A 16278-nucleotide genomic window follows, 5' to 3' on the forward strand; every position below is an offset into this window, starting at 1 on the left:
CTGGATGATCGCGGTCGCCGGGATCCGGTCGCGCCCCTTTGAGACGTTGAACGTCTCAAAGGGGGCCTTCAGGACATGCGGCGGAGCCTGCCCCACCCTCGCCCCTCGGTCCACAGCGACTTGGGAGATTAAGCAAGAACCAAGCAGCTCAGCGGTCACGTTCCTTGGCGAACAAGGACTTCGACCACCCGTAGCCGACGAGTGCGAGCAGGACACACCAGCCGAGCGCGATCGGCCCGCTGCCGCCGATCGGAGTGCCGAGCAGCAGCCCCCGGATCGTCTCGATGATCGGGGTGAACGGCTGGTAGTCGGCAAACCAGCGCAGCCAGGCGGGCATCGAGTCGGTCGGGACGAAACCGCTGCCGAGGAAGGGAAGCAGCATGAAGATCATCGGCGAGTTGCTGGCCGTCTCGACGCTTTTGGCCGCCAGGCCCAGTGCCACCGAAAGCCAGGTGAGCGCGATGGTCAGCAGCAACAGCAAGCCGGCGACCGCGAACCATTCGCCGACATCGGCCGCCGGCGAGAAGCCGACGAGCAGGGTGACGCCGAAGACGACGGCGAGCGCGAACACCGTCTGGATGAGTGCGCCGACGACGTGCCCGGTCAGCACCGAGGCCTTGCTGATCGCCATGGTGCGGAACCGGGCGATGATGCCTTCGGTCATATCCGTCGCGACCGAGATGGCGGTGCCGAGCGCCGCACTGCACACGGTGATGAGCAGGATGGCGGGCGTGACGTAACCGACGTATTCGGCCCGGCCGCCCGCGCCGCCGAGCCCGTTCCCGAGGGTGCCACCGAAGACGTACACGAACAGCAGCAGGAACACGATGGGCTGGCCGACCAGCATGATGGTGAGCGACGGATACCGTTGCATATGCCGGAGATTGCGGCGCAGCATGGTCGCCGAGTCGCGCATCGACAGGGACAGGGTGGTCATCGGGCCATCTCCTTGGTCGCTTCGGTCCGGTGACCGGTGAGGCTGAGGAACACGTCGTCGAGATCCGGGGTGTGCACGGTGAGGCTGTCGACCGCGACGGCTTCGGCCTCGAGCCGGTCGAGCACGGCGCGGAGGGCGGTGACCGTGCCGTCGGTCGGCACGCGCAGCGCCAGGCCCTCTTCGTCCGATGTGGACACTTGCAGGACGCGGGACGCCAGCCGCAACGCCGAACTGTCGGGGAAACGCAGCTGCATATGCCCACCGGGCGCTCGGTGCTTCAGCTCGTCGGGCGTGCCCTGCGCGACGATCCGGCCACCGTCGAGGACGGCGATCCGATCGGCGAGCTGGTCGGCCTCGTCCAGGTATTGCGTGGTGAGGAAGATCGTCACGCCGTTCGCGACGAGGTCCCGGATGATCTGCCACATCGTGCGGCGGCTGCGCGGGTCGAGCCCGGTGGTCGGCTCGTCGAGGAAGATGACCTTGGGGTCACCGATCAGCGTCATCGCCAGGTCCAGTTTGCGGCGCATGCCTCCCGAGAAGGTGGCGGGTTTCTTCTTGGCGACTTCGGTGAGCTCGAACCGGTCCAGTAGTTCGGCGGCGCGTCGGCGGCCCGCGCGGCGTGGCAGGTGATGCAGATCCGCCATGAGGAACAGGTTTTCCTCGCCGGTGAGCAGGTTGTCGACCGCGGAGAACTGGCCGGTGAGGCCGATCGCGGAGCGGATGCCGTCCGGATCGGTGGCCAGATCGGCTCCGGCGACGGTCGCGGCGCCCCCGTCCGCGGTGATCAAAGTGGACAGGATGTTGACGGTGGTGGTCTTGCCCGCGCCGTTGGGGCCGAGCAAGGAGAAGACGGTGCCGGTCGGGACATGCAGGTCGATGCCGTCCAGTACGACCTTGTCGCCGTAGGACTTGCGCAGTCCGGTCGCGGAAATGGCCGGGTGGCTCATGATGTTCCCCCTGGTGGGTAAGGCCGGATGGGTCAGGAACGGCGGACGATGATGTCGCCGACGGAGGTGCTGGCGTGTACTTCGACCTTGTCGGTCGTGGCGCCGGGCTCGGTGGCGGTGTCCAGGTCGTTCAGGACCCGGCCGAAGTTGGTCTTCACGTCGAGCCAGGCCGCGGTGCCCTCGCGAAGCCCGATTTCGATGTCGCCCAGCGAACTCTCGAGCGTGAGCGTGCCACGGGCCGCGTCCAGTACCCGGACCGTTCCGTTGGCGGTCTTGGCGTCGACTCCCTCTTCGGCCCGCTCGACGGTGATGTCGCCATTGGCCGAGCGGACGCGCAGTGTGCCACCCGCCGCTCCGATGGTGGTGAGACCGTTGGAGTTTTTGATCGCGCCGGTGCCGGTGATCTCGCCGATGTGCACACGCCCGGTACTCGTGGTGACGTCGGCGTTGCCGTCGACGTGCTCGACGGTGACGTTCCCGGCGGCGGTGTGCACGTTCAGCCTGCCGGTGCGGTCGAGCCGGAGGCTCCCGGTGCCGGACTTGTAGCGGCACTCGCCGAGCCGTCCGGTCACGTGGAGGTCGCCGAGTCCGGTGCGGCCCTGCAGCCGTGAGCCGGTGGGCAGTTCGATGGTCACGTCGATCGACCTCGTCTTGCGGGAGAAGTCGATCAGGCGCATTTTCGGCGCCCTGACCGAAAGTGTGCCGCCGGAGAATTCGACGACGGTTTGTTCCGCGGCCTTGACGTCGGACTCGTCGGTCTTGTCGACCGGAGCGACTTCGACGACCGTGTCGGTGCGGTCAGTGGCGACGATGCGGACGTGCCCGACAACGGGATCGACGTCCACGAGGATCGGTTCGGGAGTGGCGAAAGAAGGCATGGTTGTCCCCTCAAAAGTGGTGCGTTGGATGTTTGTGCTGGTCAGCCGGTTCTAGGGCGTGTCTGACAAATCTGGTCGCGGTCTTCGCTCCCAGGCGACCAGATTTGCCAGACACGCCCTAGCTGACCCAGCCGGTGTAGCGTTGCGCGAAGCGGCGGCCGCCGGTCGGAGTGGCAGGGGCGGACTGGGCCGACGGCTGCAAAGCGGCGTACGCGGCGCGGACGAGCCACGCGTTGACCGACCGGCCTTGTGCGGCCGCGGCCTCCTCGACTCGTGCCTTGAGGTGCTCCGGAAGCCGGAAGTTGATCCTTGCCGTGGCGCCCTCGTCATCCGGCACCACGGCCTCTTCGGGCTGCGGCGCCGGAGCGACGTAGCCGGAGCCGACGGGCTCCGACGGCCCGGCAGCGGGAACGCTGACGGCGAAACTCGCCTCGCCCGCCCGCAGCCGGACCTCGACCGAACCGGGCGCGAGATCCCGCGTGATCTCGTCCGACGCGGCCGAAAGCGCCTCCAGCAGCGTGAGGTGGATGGCCGACGTGAGCGGCGCGGTCAACCGTTCGGCGAGGGCGCTCGCCTCCGCCCCGCCCGCCTCGGCGGCGACCGCGAGCTCTCGGCGAACCTTGTCCACAAACGGCGTCAAGTCCATGACGCCACTATGGCACCACCGTGGCGCCAACGCAAGTACATAGTGGCATCACGGTACGCCAAAGTGGCGTCTGCGCAGGCCAGCGCCTGGGAATTGAGGCTTCAGCGAAGGCGGACGCGGCTCAGCAGCCGGTCCACGACGTCGGGAAGCGACTGCTCCTCCGACCCTTCGAGCCACAGCACGTTCCCGGTCCGCAGGGTGGCGAGGAACGTCGCCGCGGTGAGCCGGGCCAGCTCCAGGTCCAGGCCGTGCCCCCGGGCGAGCAGCACCGCCGTCAGGTCACGCTCCAGCGCGAACTGGTCACTGGCCTGCTGCGCGAGCAGTGACGGATGCCGTCGCAGCAGCCGCAGTTGCGCCACCCACTCGCGGTCGGGGACCGGCTGCGCCCGGTACAGCTCCTGGCACGCGGCGCGAAGCGCCGGCCACGGCTTCTCGCCGGACGGCCTGCCTTCGACCAGCGACACCAGCGCCCCGGTGCGCTCGCGGTCGGCGTGCAGGATCGCGTCCTCTTTGTTCGCGAAGTAGTTGGAGAAGGTCCGCCGGGACACGCCCGCCGCGTCGGCGATGTCCTCGACGGTTACGCCGTCGAGACCGTGCTCCATCGCCAGGCGCAGCGCGGCCTCGTGCAGCGCGTGCCGCGTCGCCGCCTTTTTGCGGGTGCGGAGCGTGTCGAGGGTGTCCACCAGGACAGCGTAGCCATCGGAATAAAGTGCCCACTGTGCAAGTTTGCACAGTGGGCAATAATTGACCCCAGGCTCGAAGGGACGTCATGAAGACCGAAGGAACCACGGTGGAGGCGCCGTCCGGCGCGATGGGGCACCGCGAGGTGCTCGAATCGCTGTCGGGGCTGCTGCTCGCGCTGCTGGTGGCCATGATCAGCTCCACGGTCGTGTCGACCGCGCTGCCGTTGATCATCGGCTCACTGAACGGCAGCCAGACCCAGTACACGTGGGTGGTCACGGCCACCCTGCTGGCGGCGACGGCCACCACCCCGCTCTGGGGCAAACTCGCCGACCTGTACAACAAGAAAACGCTGGTCCAGATCGCGATCGTGATCTTCGTGATCGGTTCGATGATCAGTGGTTTCAGCGAGAACACCGGACAGCTGATCGCCGCCCGCGCGTTCCAGGGCATCGGCGTCGGCGGTCTGCAGGCGCTGGTACAGGTCGTGATCGCGGCGATCATCCCGCCGCGTGAACGTGGCCGCTACAACGGCTACCTCGGTGCCGTCATGGCCGTCGCCACGGTCGGCGGGCCGCTGCTCGGCGGCCTGATCGTGGACGTGCCGTGGCTGGGCTGGCGGTGGTGCTTCTTCGTCGGCGTGCCGATCGCGGTACTCGCGTTCATCGTGCTGCAACGGACCCTGAAGCTGGAGACCGTGCGCCGGGACGACGTACGCGTCGACTACCTCGGCGCCGGTCTCATCGCCGCCGGGGTGAGTGTCCTGCTGATCTGGGTCTCGTTCGTCGGCAACTCGTTCGACTGGCTGTCGTGGCAGACCGCCCTCATGGTGGCGGGTGGTGTCGTGCTCCTCGCGTTCGCCCTGCTGGTGGAGCGGAAGGTCAAGGAACCCGTCGTACCACTGCACATCATCACCCAGCGCACCCCCGCGCTGGCGATCATCGCGAGTCTCGCCGTCGGCATGGCGATGTTCGGCGGCGCGGTGTTCCTCGGCCAGTACTTCCAGATCGGCCGCGGCTACACGCCGACGGAGGCCGGGCTGCTGACCATCCCGCTGATGGCCGGTGTGCTGGTGTCCTCGACCGTCACGGGGCGCCTGATCAGCCGCTCCGGCTCGATCAAGCCCTACCTCGTGGCGGGCACGATCACCCTGGTGATCGGGTTCCTCGGGCTGGGCACGGTCGATCACGCCTCGCCGCTGTGGCTGGTCGGTGTCGCGATGGCGATCGTCGGCATCGGTGTCGGCATGACGATGCAGAACCTCGTGCTCGCCGTGCAGAACACCGTGCCCTTGCGGGATCTCGGCTCCGCGAGCGCTTCCGTCACCTTCTTCCGCTCGCTCGGCGGCACCATCGGTGTCTCGGTGCTGGGCGCCGTCCTCGCGAACCGGGTGACCGCCGACCTGTCCACCGCACTGCACGTGCCGGAAGGCCAGGCGTCGACGGGCAGCGTCAGCGCGCTGAACCTCAAGGCGCTGCCGCCGGAGGTCCAGACGGTCGTGCACACCGTGTACGGCGACGCGACCGCGCAGATCTTCCTGATCTCCGCGGCGGTGGGCGTCGTCGGCGTGATCGCGGCACTGCTGCTGAAACCGCTCACCCTGCGCACGACCCTCGACGTGGAGACGAAGACCGATGAGCCGGCGTCCGACCCGGTCGCCGGATAGGCGCCCGGGATGAGCGCGCCGGGGGCCTTCGAGTCCACTGTGGAGCGTTTCGGCCCGCCCCGGGGGAATCCGGGGCGGGCCATCCTGGTCGGGGTCGACGGCTCCGACACGGCCATGCGGGCGGCGGCCTTCGCCTTCGGCATGGCGCGACGCGAGAGCGGCAGGCTGATCGTCACCTTCGTCGTCTGCCGGACGGCGCTGACGAACCTCGGCCCGGCGGTCGCGGCGACGGTCGAGCACGACACGACGTTGCAGGTGTACGCCGAACTCCGCGAGCAGATCCGTGCGGCCGCCGAGGAACTGGAGGTACCGGTCAGTTTCTTGAAGACCTACGGCGACCCGTACACCGCGTTACGCGACACCGCCGACCGCAGCCAGGTCGACACGGTGGTGGTCGGTGCCTCACAGAAGGCGGGACACCGGTTCGCGGGCTCGGTCGCGACGAAGCTCATCAAGGCCGGGCATTGGCCGGTGCTCGTTGTACCTTGACGACCAGTGCCTTGACCTGCTGCCCAAGAACGAGACGGCTCCCACGGCGGCGACGACGAGCGCGCACCCGGTGAGTTGAAGCGGGGTCGGCCACTGGCCGAGCAGGACGGCCCCGAACACGATCGCGGCGGCGGGTTGCAGCATGAGCACCGCGGACCCGCCGCTCGCCGTCAATGCCGAGAACGCCTTCCCCACCAGAAGCCAGCCGACCACCTGCGCGGTCACGGCCAGCAAAAGCAGCCACAGCAACGCCGACGCCGTCGGCGTGACGTCGAGGTTTCCCGCCACCAGACCCGAAAGGCCGCCCACCGTCGCGGAGGCCGCGGTCGCCGTGGCGAGCATCGTCGTGCGGCCGCCGCCTTCGGTTCCGGCCCGGCGCAACAGGATGAGGTAACCGGCGTAGGCGACGCCCGCCAGCACCGCCATGACGGTCCCGTACCAGGGATCGCTGCCCGCGGTGCCGCCGTCCGCCAGTCCCCCGGCCAGCGCCGTACCCGCCAGCATGAGCGGGATCGACATCCAGAAGAACCGCGACGGCCGCTCGCCGAACCACAGTAGCCCGGCCAGCGGGACGAGGACGACCTGGATGTTGACCAAGGCCGTCGCGACGCCCGCGCCGACGGAGAGGATCGCCTCGCTCCACAGCACCATGTCGATGCCGAGCAGGACGCCCGCCAGCACGTGCCGCCGTCGCGCGGCCGGGCTGTGGCGGTGTCCCCGTTCCCGCGCCCGGGCCAGCACCATGAGGATCGGCAACGCGAACAGGCAGCGGAAGAACGTCGCGGTCGTCGAGCTCACGCCGGACAGCGCGACGAGCGGGGCGGACAAGGCGATCGCGAGTGCGCCGAGCAGTCCTTGCGTCCGCGGATCGGCGAGAATTCGGGAGTGGGGCATGTCTTCGATTCGATCGCACGGTGGCCGGAAGGACCAGCGAGATCCTCTTACCGCGAGGGTTAAGCTCGGCTAACGAATGGCGACCTGTCCAATGTGGAGCGATTGCGCATGCTGCACGCGGTGTGGCGGCGCGGATCGCTCGCGGCGGCGGCCGAACTGCTGCACGTGACGCCGTCGGCGATCTCCCAGCAGCTGACCAAACTGGAACGGGAGGCGGGTACCGGGCTCCTCGTCCGGCACGGACGCGGTGTCCGCCTCACCCCGGCGGGTCTGCTGCTCGCGCAACGCTCGGACCGCGTCCTCGCCGAACTCCGCGCCGCCCGCGCCGATCTGGACTCGCTCACCGGGGCGACCACCGGCGTTGTCGAGATCGGCGCGATCCCGTCCGGGGTGCACACGTTCATCGCGCCCGCGCTGACCGGCCTCACCGTCCGCCACCCCGGCATCGAGGCCCGGCTGCACGAGGTCGAACCGGAAGTGGCCCTGCCCGCGCTCGCCGACGGGGTCTTCGACGTCTTGGTCGTCGAAACCTGGGAGAACCTGCCGCTCACCAGGCCGCCGAACACCCGCTGGACCGTCCTGCGCGATGACTCGGCGATGATCGCGCTCCCCGCCGGACATCGCCTGGCAGGCGAGGAGTCGGTGCGCGCCGAGGATCTGGCGGATGAGATCTGGGTCGCGTGGGCCCGCCCCAACCTCGCGAACGCCTGGCTGCGCCAGACCCTGCGCGAACGGGGTATCGAGCCGACCGTGCGGCATACGGTCAGCGGTTTCGGCACCCAGTTCGCCGTCGTCGCCGGGCTCGGCGCCGTCACGCTCGTCCCGAGTATGGCCACCACGATCGCGCCGCCGGACGTGGTGTGCACCGCACTCGCTCCCCCACTGCACCGGCAGCTCTACGCCGTGCAACCCCATGGCGAAACGCGCCCCGCCATCGCCGAATGCGTCGCCGCGCTGGTGGAGGCGGCTCGCAGCTGGGGCCCGCAACCCCGCCTCCGGCCGCGTCGCCCGCTCAGGGAATGAAGTTCACTCCGGGAACAGCGGAGAGGGCGCGCCGAGCAGGTGACCGCGGTGTCGCAGGTGCAAGTCGAAGAACGCCAACGGATAAGCCCGCCGTCGGCGTACGCCCGAGCCGGAACCACGGCGCCGATCTGCTGTTCGACCTGAGCGGAAGTCAACCCCGCAGATCGGCGGCCTGGGGAATCAAGGTCACGAAGTCGCTGTAGGTCAAGGCGGGTGTTGCGAAAGCCAGTTTCGCAACGTCGAAGGTTGCGAAGTGGCTTTCGCAACAGGCTCTCCTGTCGCCGGAGCCCCCGCAGCACTAGCCGTACCGGCAGCGGCAAGCTGCACCATTAGCGCCAGCCCGAGCCCCGGCGCCAGCCAACCCTTCAGCGGCAAGCTGCACCGTCAGCGGGTTAGCCGAACTCCGGCATCAGCCGATCCCTCAGCGCCAGCCGAGCTCCGGCGCCACGTGGGTGAGGATGCTTTCCAGCACGTGGGCGTTGTACTCGACCCCGAGCTGGTTCGGGATGGTCAGCAGCAGGGTGTCCGCGGCCTGGATGGCCTCGTCCTCCTTGAGCGCCCGCACGAGCTCGTCCGGCTCGGCGGCGTACGAGCGGCCGAAGATCGCCCTGGTCGTCTCGTCGATCATGCCGACCTGGTCGCGCGAATCGCGATCGCGGCCGAAGTAGGCCCGGTCCAGATCACTGGTCAGCGCGAAGATGCTGCGGCTGACCGACACTCGCGGCTCTCGCGGGTGGCCCGCTTCCTTCCACGCCTCACGATAGGCCTCGATCTGCTTGCGCTGCTGGACGTGCAGCGGCTCCCCGGTCTCGTCGTCCTTGAGCGTGGAGCTCTGCAGGTTCATGCCCAGCTTCGCGGCCCAGACGGCGGTCGCGTTCGAGCTGGAACCCCACCAGATCCGCTCGCGCAGTCCCTCGGAGTACGGCTCGAGCCGCAGCAATCCCGGCGGGTTGGCGAACATCGGCCGCGGGTTCGGTGTCGCGAAGCCCTCGCCCTTGAGCAGTTCGAGGAGGGCCTCGGTGCGGTTCCTTGCCATGTCGGCGGCGGTCTCGCCCTCGGCGGGGGCGTAACCGAAGTACCGCCAGCCGTCGATCACCTGCTCGGGGGATCCCCGGCTGATGCCGAGCTGCAGCCTGCCACCGGAGATGAGGTCGGCGGCGCCGGCGTCCTCCGCCATGTACAGCGGGTTCTCGTAGCGCATGTCGATCACGCCGGTGCCGATCTCGATCTTCGAGGTCCGCGCGCCGATCGCCGAAAGCAACGGGAACGGGCTGCCTGCCTGCCGGGCGAAGTGGTGCACGCGGAAGTACGCGCCGTCCACGCCGAGCTCCTCGGCGGCGACCGCCAGGTCGATCGACTGATGCAGGAAGTCGGCGGCGGACCGGGTCTCGGAATGCGCACTCGCCGACCAGTGGCCGAACGACAGGAATCCAATCTTCTTCACAAACCTGCAAGCGTCCGGAAGCCCGATTTGATTCCCGCCGTGCCGGTGTCTCAGGCGACCAGATCCATCCGGAGGAATTCGGTGATACGGAGCAGTTTCGGCGGGCGGGCGACCTCGTCGGCGAAAGCCCGGAACGCCTCGTCTCTTCCGACGAGACGGGGGGCGGCCAGCTCCACCTCCTTCCCGTCGATGCGAAGACGCGCCCCCTTGTGCGCCAAGACGTTCCGCACCCAGTCCGCACCCGGCCCGTACACGGGCACGAATACGTAGCCGCCGTCCACCGGATGCGCGTCCAGTGGTGTGCGGTAGGTCTCGCCCGAGGCACGGCCGACGTGGATCAGCACCGGATAAGTCCCCCTTGCGAGCACTCGGGGGTTGAACAACCGCTTCGTGACCTGGCCCCACCATTTCGGCATCGGCATCGCGGCCTCCTTCCTTACGCCCGTAAGGCTGGCTTACGCCGGTAAGGTTGTCAACACCCTTACCTCGAGGAGCCACCAGTGTCACCACGGCAATCGCTCACCAGGGACCGCGTGCTGCGAGCCGCGATCCAGGTCGCGGATCGCGGCGGCGTGGAGGCGATGACGATGCGGCGGGTGGCCCAGGAACTGGGCGTGGAGGCGATGTCCCTCTACCACCACGTACCGAACAAGGACGCCATCCTCGACGGTGTGGTCGACGCGGTGTTCGCGGCGATCGACCTGCCCGATACGGGGAAAGCCGACTGGCGCGACGCGATCCGCGAGCGCGCTTCGTCTGCGCGCGCGGTGCTGGCGCGGCACAGCTGGGCACTCGGCCTCGTGGACTCCCGGCGCAACCCGGGGCCGTCGACGCTCCGGCATCACGACGCCGTCCTGGGTGTCCTGCGACGGGCGGGGTTCACGCTTCCGATGGCCGTGCACGCCGTCTCGCTCATCGACAGTTACGTGGGCGGGTTCGTCCTCCAGGAGGCGAATCTCCCGGTGACCACCCGGAACGACGTCGAGCAGGTCGCGGGCGGCATCCTCGAGCACCTGCCCGAGGGCGAGCTCCCCTACCTCACGGAACTGATCACCGACCACGCCCTGAAGCCGGGCTACGACCACACGAGCGAGTTCGCCTACGGGCTGGATCTCATCCTGGATGGACTCGAAGCCCGCCGGGGATCCCTTCAGTCCCGTGACTCGCCGCGGAAAGCGTCGACGTCCGGAACCATTTCGGGCTGATCGCCCAGGCACGACACCATCGCGCGGGGAGTTCCGTGTACCTCTGGACGACATACTCGTCGCTCTCTGTGTGAAAGCCGGAAGGGTCAGCACAAGGCCTGGCTGGCGATGCGCCCGTCGCGTACTTCCGCGATCTGATCGGCCGCGCCCAGATGGGTCTTGTCGTGGGTGACCAGCACCGTCGCCGTGGCCCACTCGCGGGTCAGCCGGGCGATGAGGTCGATGACGGCCGCACCTCGTTCGTGGTCGAGCGCACTGGTGGGTTCGTCGATCAGGAGGACGGAAGGTTCGTTCATCAGGGCCCGGGCGATGTTCACGCGCTGACGCTGGCCGCCGGACAGCTGATGCGGCCGCCGCCGCTCGTAGGCCGCGAGACCGACGGCGTCGAGCAGATCCCTGGCCCGGCCGGTCGCCTTGGCCGGTGACCGGCCGTCGATCTGAGCCATCACCTGCAGTTGTTCGACGGCGGTCAGGGACGGCAGGAGATTGGGCTGCTGGAAGACGATGCCGATCTCGCGGCGGCGCAGGCCGGCGCGTTCGGCGCGGCTCAGCCCGGTGACGTCGCCGCCGTTGATCGTGACGGTGCCCGTGTCGGGGGCGATGAGGGTGGCCGCGACCGCCAGCAGGCTGGATTTCCCAGAGCCGGACGGACCGGCGACAGCGGTGAGGCTGCCCGATGGAACGGCCAGGGTCACCCGGTCGAGGGCGGTGAGCCGGGCCTCGCCGTCGGGATAGGTGAGCGTGATGTCGGTCAGGTCGAGGCTCATCGGGCACTCCCCAGTGCGGTCAGCGGGTCGACGGCGGTGACGCGTCGCAGGGACAGTGCGGCACCGAGGCCGCCGAGCAGGATCATCACGGCCGCCGGGCCGAGAACGGTGCCGGGATCGAGGACGAAGGGAACCGCCGATCCGGAGACTGCCGCGCCGAAACCGGCGGCGAGGCCGGTACCGATGAGGGTGCCGCCGGTGAGCAGGACGACGGCTTGCCCCAATGCGTCCTTCAGGAGACCGGCCGTGGAGGCGCCGAGTGCCTTGAGGACGGCGATGTCACCACTGCGCTGGATGGTCCAGATCATGAAGAAGGCTCCGACCACCAACGCGGAGATGGCGAACAGGAAGCCACGCATCAACTGCAGGGACCCATTTTCGGAGGAGTAGGACCCGATCGCGGACAACGAGTCCGCTTTGGACACCGTCTTGGTGCCCGCGGCCTCGTCGGTCGCGGGCACGTCGGCACCGGACGTGCTGAGCGCGATCACCGTCGCGGCCGGGCGGCCATCGACGGCGGGCCGGCCGATCTCGCGCCAGACGCCGAGGTCCATCCAGATCACCGGTGTGTGACTGAAGGAGGCGTCGCCCGCGACGGCGGCCACCGTCAACGGCCGACCGGCGACGGTGACGGTCCCGCCACTGTGGACACCGAGGTCGTCCGCGGCCGTCTTGGACAGCACCACCGAGGAGCCGGTGGGTGCGCCGCCTTCCGGCACCAATGCGGAACCGGGCCGGACGCCGAAGGCGGAGATCCCAGCGCTCCGGTCACCGGAGGTGGCCTTGGTGACGGTGATCCCCAGTGGTTCGGCGGCGGTGACGCCGGGAGCCCTCCCCCACTGCCGCCACTGCTCTTCGGTGACGGTGGAGTCGGTATAGGACAGGTCCTGCCCACCGCGGGGAGCGGCGAAAGCGATCTTGTCGGCGGGCAGGCCGGTGATGCCCGAGATGTTCTGCTCGCCCAGCCCGGCGGTCAATCCGGACAGCAGGCCGACCAGCAGGGTGATCAACACGATGACACTGCCCATCAGGGCGAAGCGTCCTTTGGCGAACTTCAGGTCTCTCCAGGCGACGAACACGGCTGCGGCCTGTCCTTTCCGGGGTGGTGGCGGTAGGCCTCCAGCTTCGCCGTCCGGTCCACGTGCGACATCCCTCCGGAGACCGCATTTCGCGAGCCACAAGACAGCACCCCGGTTCCATCTTTCGATAGAGGCGGATCACGTTCCGGCTCCGTAACCTGGGGTTATTGTGAACGCCTCAGCCACCCCCACCCCGACACCGACCAGCAGGGCCCTGAACTGGTGCCTCCATCTGCTGGTCGCCGGTCTGCTCGCCTTGGCGGGCGGCCGGGCCATCGCCGACGGACGGCCTGGAGCCGGCCTGATCGTCGCCGTGGCGGTGGCGTGCGGCCTGGTCTACGCGATCGGCCCGCGCCTGCCCCGCGTCCGCCGGTCCCGGCAGGCCGCCACCGGCTGGCTGACCGCGGTGGGTGCCGCCTGGTTGGTGCTGATCATTCTGACCGCTGACGGGGTGTGGGTCGCCTTCCCGCTGTATTTCCTCCAGCTCCACCTGTTGTCGCGGCGGTTGGGGGCGACAGCGGTCGTGGCGACGGCTCTCGCCGCGATCATCGCCTTCGCCGCCCACCAAGGCTCCCTCACCCTGGCCGTCGTGATCGGCCCGGCGCTCGGTGCCGCCGTCGCGATCGCGGTGGTGTGGGGTTACCAAGCGCTGTACCGGGAAAGCGACGAGCGGAGGCGCCTGATCGAGGAACTCACCGCCACTCGCGCCGAGCTGGCCGAGGCGCAGCACACCGCCGGGGTCCTGGCGGAACGCGAGCGACTGGCCCGCGAGATCCACGACACCCTCGCCCAAGGACTGACCAGCATCCAGTTGCTGTTGCGGGCGGCAGGCCGGGATCTGCCGGAGTCGGCCGCCGCCCAGTACGTGGAGCAGGCCCGCCAAGCCGCCGTCGACAACCTCGCCGAGGCCCGCCGGTTCGTCGCCGCCCTCACGCCGCCCGCCTTGGACGGCAGCACCCTGGAGGACGCGCTGGAACGCCTGTGCGCCACCGTCGGCGCCCGCCATCGGATCACCGCGCACTTCAGCGTCACCGGCAGTCCGCGGCCCTTCCCGGTCGCGCACGAGGTCGCCCTGCTGCGCGTCGCGCAGGCCGGGCTCGCGAACACCGTCCGCCATGCCGTCGCCACCACCGCCGAGATCACCCTCCACCACCTCGAAGAGCACGTCACCCTCGACGTCGTGGACGACGGCATCGGCTTCGACGCCGACCTGGCGCCGCTCCTCGCCACCGAAGGCGGTGGCTTCGGCCTGGCGGCGACACGCGCCCGCGTCCACGCACTGGACGGCACCTTCACCATCGAATCCGACCCCGGCCGGGGCACCACGCTGACCGCACGCCTGCCGCGCGCACCGGCCACCGAGACCACATCAGAGGCCCGCTCATGACCGAATCCGTTATCCGGCTGCTGATTGCCGACGATCATCCGATGGTGCGGGTAGGCCTGCGCGCGCTGCTGCAGACCGAACCCGGGTTCGTCGTGGTCGACGAGGCCGAGACAGCCGAAGCCGCCGTCGCTCGCGCGACCGAAGACGACATCGACGTCGTGCTCATGGATCTGCAGTTCGGCGGTGGGATGAACGGGGCCGAGGCCACCGCGGCGATCACCGCCAGACCGGGCGCACCCCGGGTGCTGATCGTCACCACCTACGACACCGACGCCGACACCCTGCCCGCCATCGAGGCCGGAGCCACCGGCTACCTTCTCAAGGACGCTCCACCCGAGGACCTCATCACCGCCGTACGGACGGCCGCGGCCGGGGGCACGACGCTCGCCCCCACCGTCGCGGACCGGCTCATGAACCGGCTGCGCTTACCCGGCGCCGCCCTGACCCGCCGGGAGATCGAAGTCCTCGCGCTGGTCGCCGGCGGCGCCTCGAACCGGACCATCGCCGACCGGCTCCACCTCACCGAAGGCACCGTCAAGTCACATCTGGCCCGCATCTACAGCAAACTCAATGTGGATTCCCGCACCGCCGCCGTCGCCAGCGCGACGGACCGCGGACTCATCCGCCGCCGACACCCTGCCGGGAGCTAGTCGTGATCCAGGATCCCGTGGAGATGGTGGTCGGCCGCGTTCATGACCTCCGCCGGCAGACGGCGGACATGCCCGCCGAGGGGGCGATGCAGGATCCGGCGTCGCGCTTCTGCTCGCGGGCAACGGGATCGGCACGATCCTGGGCGCGCTCCTGCTCCCCACGCCCTGGACCGGATTCCGGAAGGCACGGTCATGCTCACCGGCGCCGGAGTTCCTGCTCGCGGCAATGACGGGCGCGATCACACTTTGTCCACAATGGAGAGTGGCGATGGGCGCTGGAACGCGGCGCCGACGGTGTGGGCGACCATCGGACTCGGCGCCGGACTCGTCCTCATGGCCGTGGGACGAGTGTTACGCAGGTCCGGCCACGCGAGCGACCGGCCCGCGCTCTTCGCCGTCCCACGCCTGGCCGTCCCCGCCCGCTGAGACTCCCGGGAGGGGCAACACCACGATTCCGGCGGCCGCCGTCGATGAGTGTCCGATGTGGACCGTTCTCACGCCGGGGGGTTGTGTCGGAGTTGCGAAAGCCACCAGGGATTCGCGGCAATGGGTGCCCCGGTAGGTTTCCGCGCCAGGACCAGTCCTGGTCAGCGGTCCCGGGCGATCGCGTTCAAGCAGCGTTCCGCCTGCCGCCGGAGCGCGCTTTCGACTTCGGGTGGCCCGCTGACCAGGGTGAAGTCGGTCTGCACCGAGGTGATCATCCAGACCAGGTCGGCGGGTGTCTCGGCGCCGAGGTGCAGCAGGCAACTGTGCTCGTCGACGGCTTCGACGGCACCCATGCCCGGCCACACCCGGTCCGCCACGGTGTCGGCGGATTCGTGCAGGGTGACCGTCGCCTGGCACGGCCAGGTGCGTGCGGAAAGCTGGTGCGCCAGGTAGGTCGCGACGTCGTCGTACGGCAGGTCGCGCCCGGTGAATCGGGGGCCGGTGGGCGGACGCGGAATGAGCCGGTCCACCCGGAAGGTGCGCCAATCGTCGCGGTCGCAGTCAAAGGCGACGAGGTACCAATGCCTGCCGAAGTTGACCAGGCGGTACGGCTCGACGTCCCGGCGGGAGGCTCCGCCGCGCGGGCTGGTGTAGTCGAAGCGCAGGCGTTCGTGGCGGCGGCACGCGTCCGCGATGGTCATCAGCGTGTCTGCCGAGATCTTCGGGCCGGGTGCCACGCCGGCGCGCACGGTCGCGTTCTGCAGTGTGCTCACCCGGTGCCGCAGCCGTGACGGCAATACCTGCTCCAGTTTGGTGAGCGCACGCAACGCGGTCTCCTCGATTCCGGTGACCGAACTGCTGGTGGCGGTACGCAGCCCGACGGCCACCGCGACGGCTTCGTCGTCGTCGAGCAGCAGAGGAGGCAGGGAGGCGCCCGCGCCGAGCCGGTAGCCGGGCGTGCCCTGGAGCGCGTGCACCGGATAGCCGAGTTCCCGCAACCGTTCCACGTCGCGCCGCACCGTCCTCGTGGTGACGCCGAGACGTTCGGCCAGGTCTGCGCCCGGCCAGTCACGGTGGGTCTGCAGCAACGACAGGAGTTTCAGCAGCCGTGCCGAGGTCTCCAACATGTTTTCGAGTATGCCCGCCGGTTAGGACCGAA

General features: G+C 69.3%; 18 protein-coding genes. 7 read left to right on the plus strand and 11 right to left on the minus strand.

All coding sequences use genetic code 11. The features are described 5' to 3' along the window. Nucleotides 1–148 precede the first annotated feature (148 nt). From AB0M65_RS28165 to AB0M65_RS28185, 5 genes are all read right to left on the minus strand, one after another. Entirely contained in the window at nt 149–937 is a 789-nt protein-coding gene (locus AB0M65_RS28165; RefSeq protein WP_364033822.1) for an ABC transporter permease, read from the minus strand. Next, the gene (locus AB0M65_RS28170) at nt 934–1884 is read right to left on the minus strand and encodes an ATP-binding cassette domain-containing protein (RefSeq protein ID WP_364033825.1); all 951 of its coding nucleotides are present in this window, start codon (nt 1882–1884) and stop codon (nt 934–936) included. The genes AB0M65_RS28165 and AB0M65_RS28170 overlap by 4 nt, the downstream gene beginning before the upstream one ends. A 32-nt stretch (nt 1885–1916) precedes the next feature. After that, the gene (locus AB0M65_RS28175; RefSeq protein ID WP_364033828.1) at nt 1917–2762 is read right to left on the minus strand and encodes a DUF4097 family beta strand repeat-containing protein; all 846 of its coding nucleotides are present in this window, start codon (nt 2760–2762) and stop codon (nt 1917–1919) included. Between the two features lie 118 nt (nt 2763–2880). After that, the gene (locus AB0M65_RS28180) at nt 2881–3408 is read right to left on the minus strand and encodes a toxin-antitoxin system HicB family antitoxin (RefSeq protein ID WP_364033831.1); all 528 of its coding nucleotides are present in this window, start codon (nt 3406–3408) and stop codon (nt 2881–2883) included. 101 nt (nt 3409–3509) lie between these two features. Further along, on the minus strand, nt 3510–4091 hold the full coding sequence (locus tag AB0M65_RS28185; RefSeq protein WP_364033834.1) for a TetR family transcriptional regulator: 582 nt from the start codon (nt 4089–4091) through the stop codon (nt 3510–3512). Between the two features lie 86 nt (nt 4092–4177). Between AB0M65_RS28185 and AB0M65_RS28190 the strand changes: the two genes are divergently transcribed. Together AB0M65_RS28190 and AB0M65_RS28195 are read left to right on the plus strand one after the other, a co-directional pair. Next, complete coding sequence (locus AB0M65_RS28190; RefSeq protein ID WP_364033837.1) at nt 4178–5755, plus strand: MDR family MFS transporter; 1578 nt, start codon at nt 4178–4180, stop codon at nt 5753–5755. A gap of 9 nt (nt 5756–5764) precedes the next feature. Further along, nucleotides 5765–6244, plus strand: coding sequence for a universal stress protein (locus AB0M65_RS28195; RefSeq protein WP_364033840.1), 480 nt, complete (start codon nt 5765–5767; stop codon nt 6242–6244). Here AB0M65_RS28195 and AB0M65_RS28200 read toward each other — a convergent pair. Continuing rightward, complete coding sequence (locus tag AB0M65_RS28200) at nt 6158–7138, minus strand: DMT family transporter (protein WP_364033843.1); 981 nt, start codon at nt 7136–7138, stop codon at nt 6158–6160. The two genes, AB0M65_RS28195 and AB0M65_RS28200, sit on opposite strands and share 87 nt — an antisense overlap. Nucleotides 7139–7246: 108 nt before the next feature. Here AB0M65_RS28200 and AB0M65_RS28205 point away from each other — a divergent pair, with 108 nt between their 5' ends. Next, a complete protein-coding gene (locus tag AB0M65_RS28205; RefSeq protein WP_364033846.1) occupies nt 7247–8161 on the plus strand; it encodes a LysR family transcriptional regulator in 915 nt (304 codons plus the stop codon). 421 nt (nt 8162–8582) lie between these two features. Here AB0M65_RS28205 and AB0M65_RS28210 read toward each other — a convergent pair whose 3' ends face one another. Further along, nucleotides 8583–9605 (minus strand): LLM class flavin-dependent oxidoreductase, encoded by a 1023-nt coding sequence (locus tag AB0M65_RS28210; RefSeq protein ID WP_364033849.1) that lies wholly within the window; start codon nt 9603–9605, stop codon nt 8583–8585. A 50-nt stretch (nt 9606–9655) separates the two neighbouring features. Further along, the gene (locus AB0M65_RS28215; RefSeq protein ID WP_364033852.1) at nt 9656–10027 is read right to left on the minus strand and encodes a nitroreductase family deazaflavin-dependent oxidoreductase; all 372 of its coding nucleotides are present in this window, start codon (nt 10025–10027) and stop codon (nt 9656–9658) included. Between the two features lie 78 nt (nt 10028–10105). On the opposite strand from AB0M65_RS28215, the gene AB0M65_RS28220 reads away from it, so the two are divergent. Further along, nucleotides 10106–10810 (plus strand): TetR/AcrR family transcriptional regulator, encoded by a 705-nt coding sequence (locus AB0M65_RS28220; protein ID WP_364033855.1) that lies wholly within the window; start codon nt 10106–10108, stop codon nt 10808–10810. Nucleotides 10811–10896: 86 nt separating this feature from the next. Here AB0M65_RS28220 and AB0M65_RS28225 read toward each other — a convergent pair whose 3' ends face one another. Beyond that, a complete protein-coding gene (locus AB0M65_RS28225; RefSeq protein ID WP_364033857.1) occupies nt 10897–11577 on the minus strand; it encodes an ABC transporter ATP-binding protein in 681 nt (226 codons plus the stop codon). Then, a complete protein-coding gene (locus AB0M65_RS28230) occupies nt 11574–12656 on the minus strand; it encodes an ABC transporter permease (protein ID WP_364033860.1) in 1083 nt (360 codons plus the stop codon). Before AB0M65_RS28230 ends, AB0M65_RS28225 begins: the two co-directional genes overlap by 4 nt. A gap of 169 nt (nt 12657–12825) precedes the next feature. Between AB0M65_RS28230 and AB0M65_RS28235 the strand changes: the two genes are divergently transcribed. From AB0M65_RS28235 to AB0M65_RS28245, 3 genes are all read left to right on the plus strand, one after another. After that, a complete protein-coding gene (locus AB0M65_RS28235) occupies nt 12826–14043 on the plus strand; it encodes a sensor histidine kinase (protein WP_364033863.1) in 1218 nt (405 codons plus the stop codon). Continuing rightward, on the plus strand, nt 14040–14693 hold the full coding sequence (locus AB0M65_RS28240; protein WP_364033866.1) for a response regulator transcription factor: 654 nt from the start codon (nt 14040–14042) through the stop codon (nt 14691–14693). Before AB0M65_RS28235 ends, AB0M65_RS28240 begins: the two co-directional genes overlap by 4 nt. Before the next feature lie 255 nt (nt 14694–14948). Next, nucleotides 14949–15119, plus strand: coding sequence for a hypothetical protein (locus AB0M65_RS28245; RefSeq protein ID WP_364033869.1), 171 nt, complete (start codon nt 14949–14951; stop codon nt 15117–15119). Nucleotides 15120–15280: 161 nt separating this feature from the next. Here the strand turns inward: AB0M65_RS28245 and AB0M65_RS28250 are convergent, their stop codons facing one another. Next, a complete protein-coding gene (locus tag AB0M65_RS28250; protein WP_364033872.1) occupies nt 15281–16246 on the minus strand; it encodes a YafY family protein in 966 nt (321 codons plus the stop codon). Nucleotides 16247–16278: the final 32 nt, after the last annotated feature.

Origin of the sequence: Amycolatopsis sp. NPDC051071 (genome assembly GCF_040682875.1) — a bacterium.
Classification (GTDB): domain Bacteria; phylum Actinomycetota; class Actinomycetes; order Mycobacteriales; family Pseudonocardiaceae; genus Amycolatopsis.

Bases quoted from the DNA above. Each gene is read 5' to 3' on its own strand.
- AB0M65_RS28250 (WP_364033872.1), bottom strand. From the start codon at position 16,246: ATGTTGGAGACCTCGGCACGGCTGCTGAAACTCCTGTCGTTGCTGCAG.
- AB0M65_RS28175 (WP_364033828.1), bottom strand. From the start codon at position 2,762: ATGCCTTCTTTCGCCACTCCCGAACCGATCCTCGTGGACGTCGATCCC.
- AB0M65_RS28170 (WP_364033825.1), bottom strand. From the start codon at position 1,884: ATGAGCCACCCGGCCATTTCCGCGACCGGACTGCGCAAGTCCTACGGC.
- AB0M65_RS28180 (WP_364033831.1), bottom strand. From the start codon at position 3,408: ATGGACTTGACGCCGTTTGTGGACAAGGTTCGCCGAGAGCTCGCGGTC.
- AB0M65_RS28205 (WP_364033846.1), top strand. From the start codon at position 7,247: ATGCTGCACGCGGTGTGGCGGCGCGGATCGCTCGCGGCGGCGGCCGAA.
- AB0M65_RS28200 (WP_364033843.1), bottom strand. From the start codon at position 7,138: ATGCCCCACTCCCGAATTCTCGCCGATCCGCGGACGCAAGGACTGCTC.
- AB0M65_RS28245 (WP_364033869.1), top strand. From the start codon at position 14,949: ATGGAGAGTGGCGATGGGCGCTGGAACGCGGCGCCGACGGTGTGGGCG.
- AB0M65_RS28165 (WP_364033822.1), bottom strand. From the start codon at position 937: ATGACCACCCTGTCCCTGTCGATGCGCGACTCGGCGACCATGCTGCGC.
- AB0M65_RS28195 (WP_364033840.1), top strand. From the start codon at position 5,765: ATGAGCGCGCCGGGGGCCTTCGAGTCCACTGTGGAGCGTTTCGGCCCG.
- AB0M65_RS28225 (WP_364033857.1), bottom strand. From the start codon at position 11,577: ATGAGCCTCGACCTGACCGACATCACGCTCACCTATCCCGACGGCGAG.
- AB0M65_RS28190 (WP_364033837.1), top strand. From the start codon at position 4,178: ATGAAGACCGAAGGAACCACGGTGGAGGCGCCGTCCGGCGCGATGGGG.
- AB0M65_RS28240 (WP_364033866.1), top strand. From the start codon at position 14,040: ATGACCGAATCCGTTATCCGGCTGCTGATTGCCGACGATCATCCGATG.
- AB0M65_RS28215 (WP_364033852.1), bottom strand. From the start codon at position 10,027: ATGCCGATGCCGAAATGGTGGGGCCAGGTCACGAAGCGGTTGTTCAAC.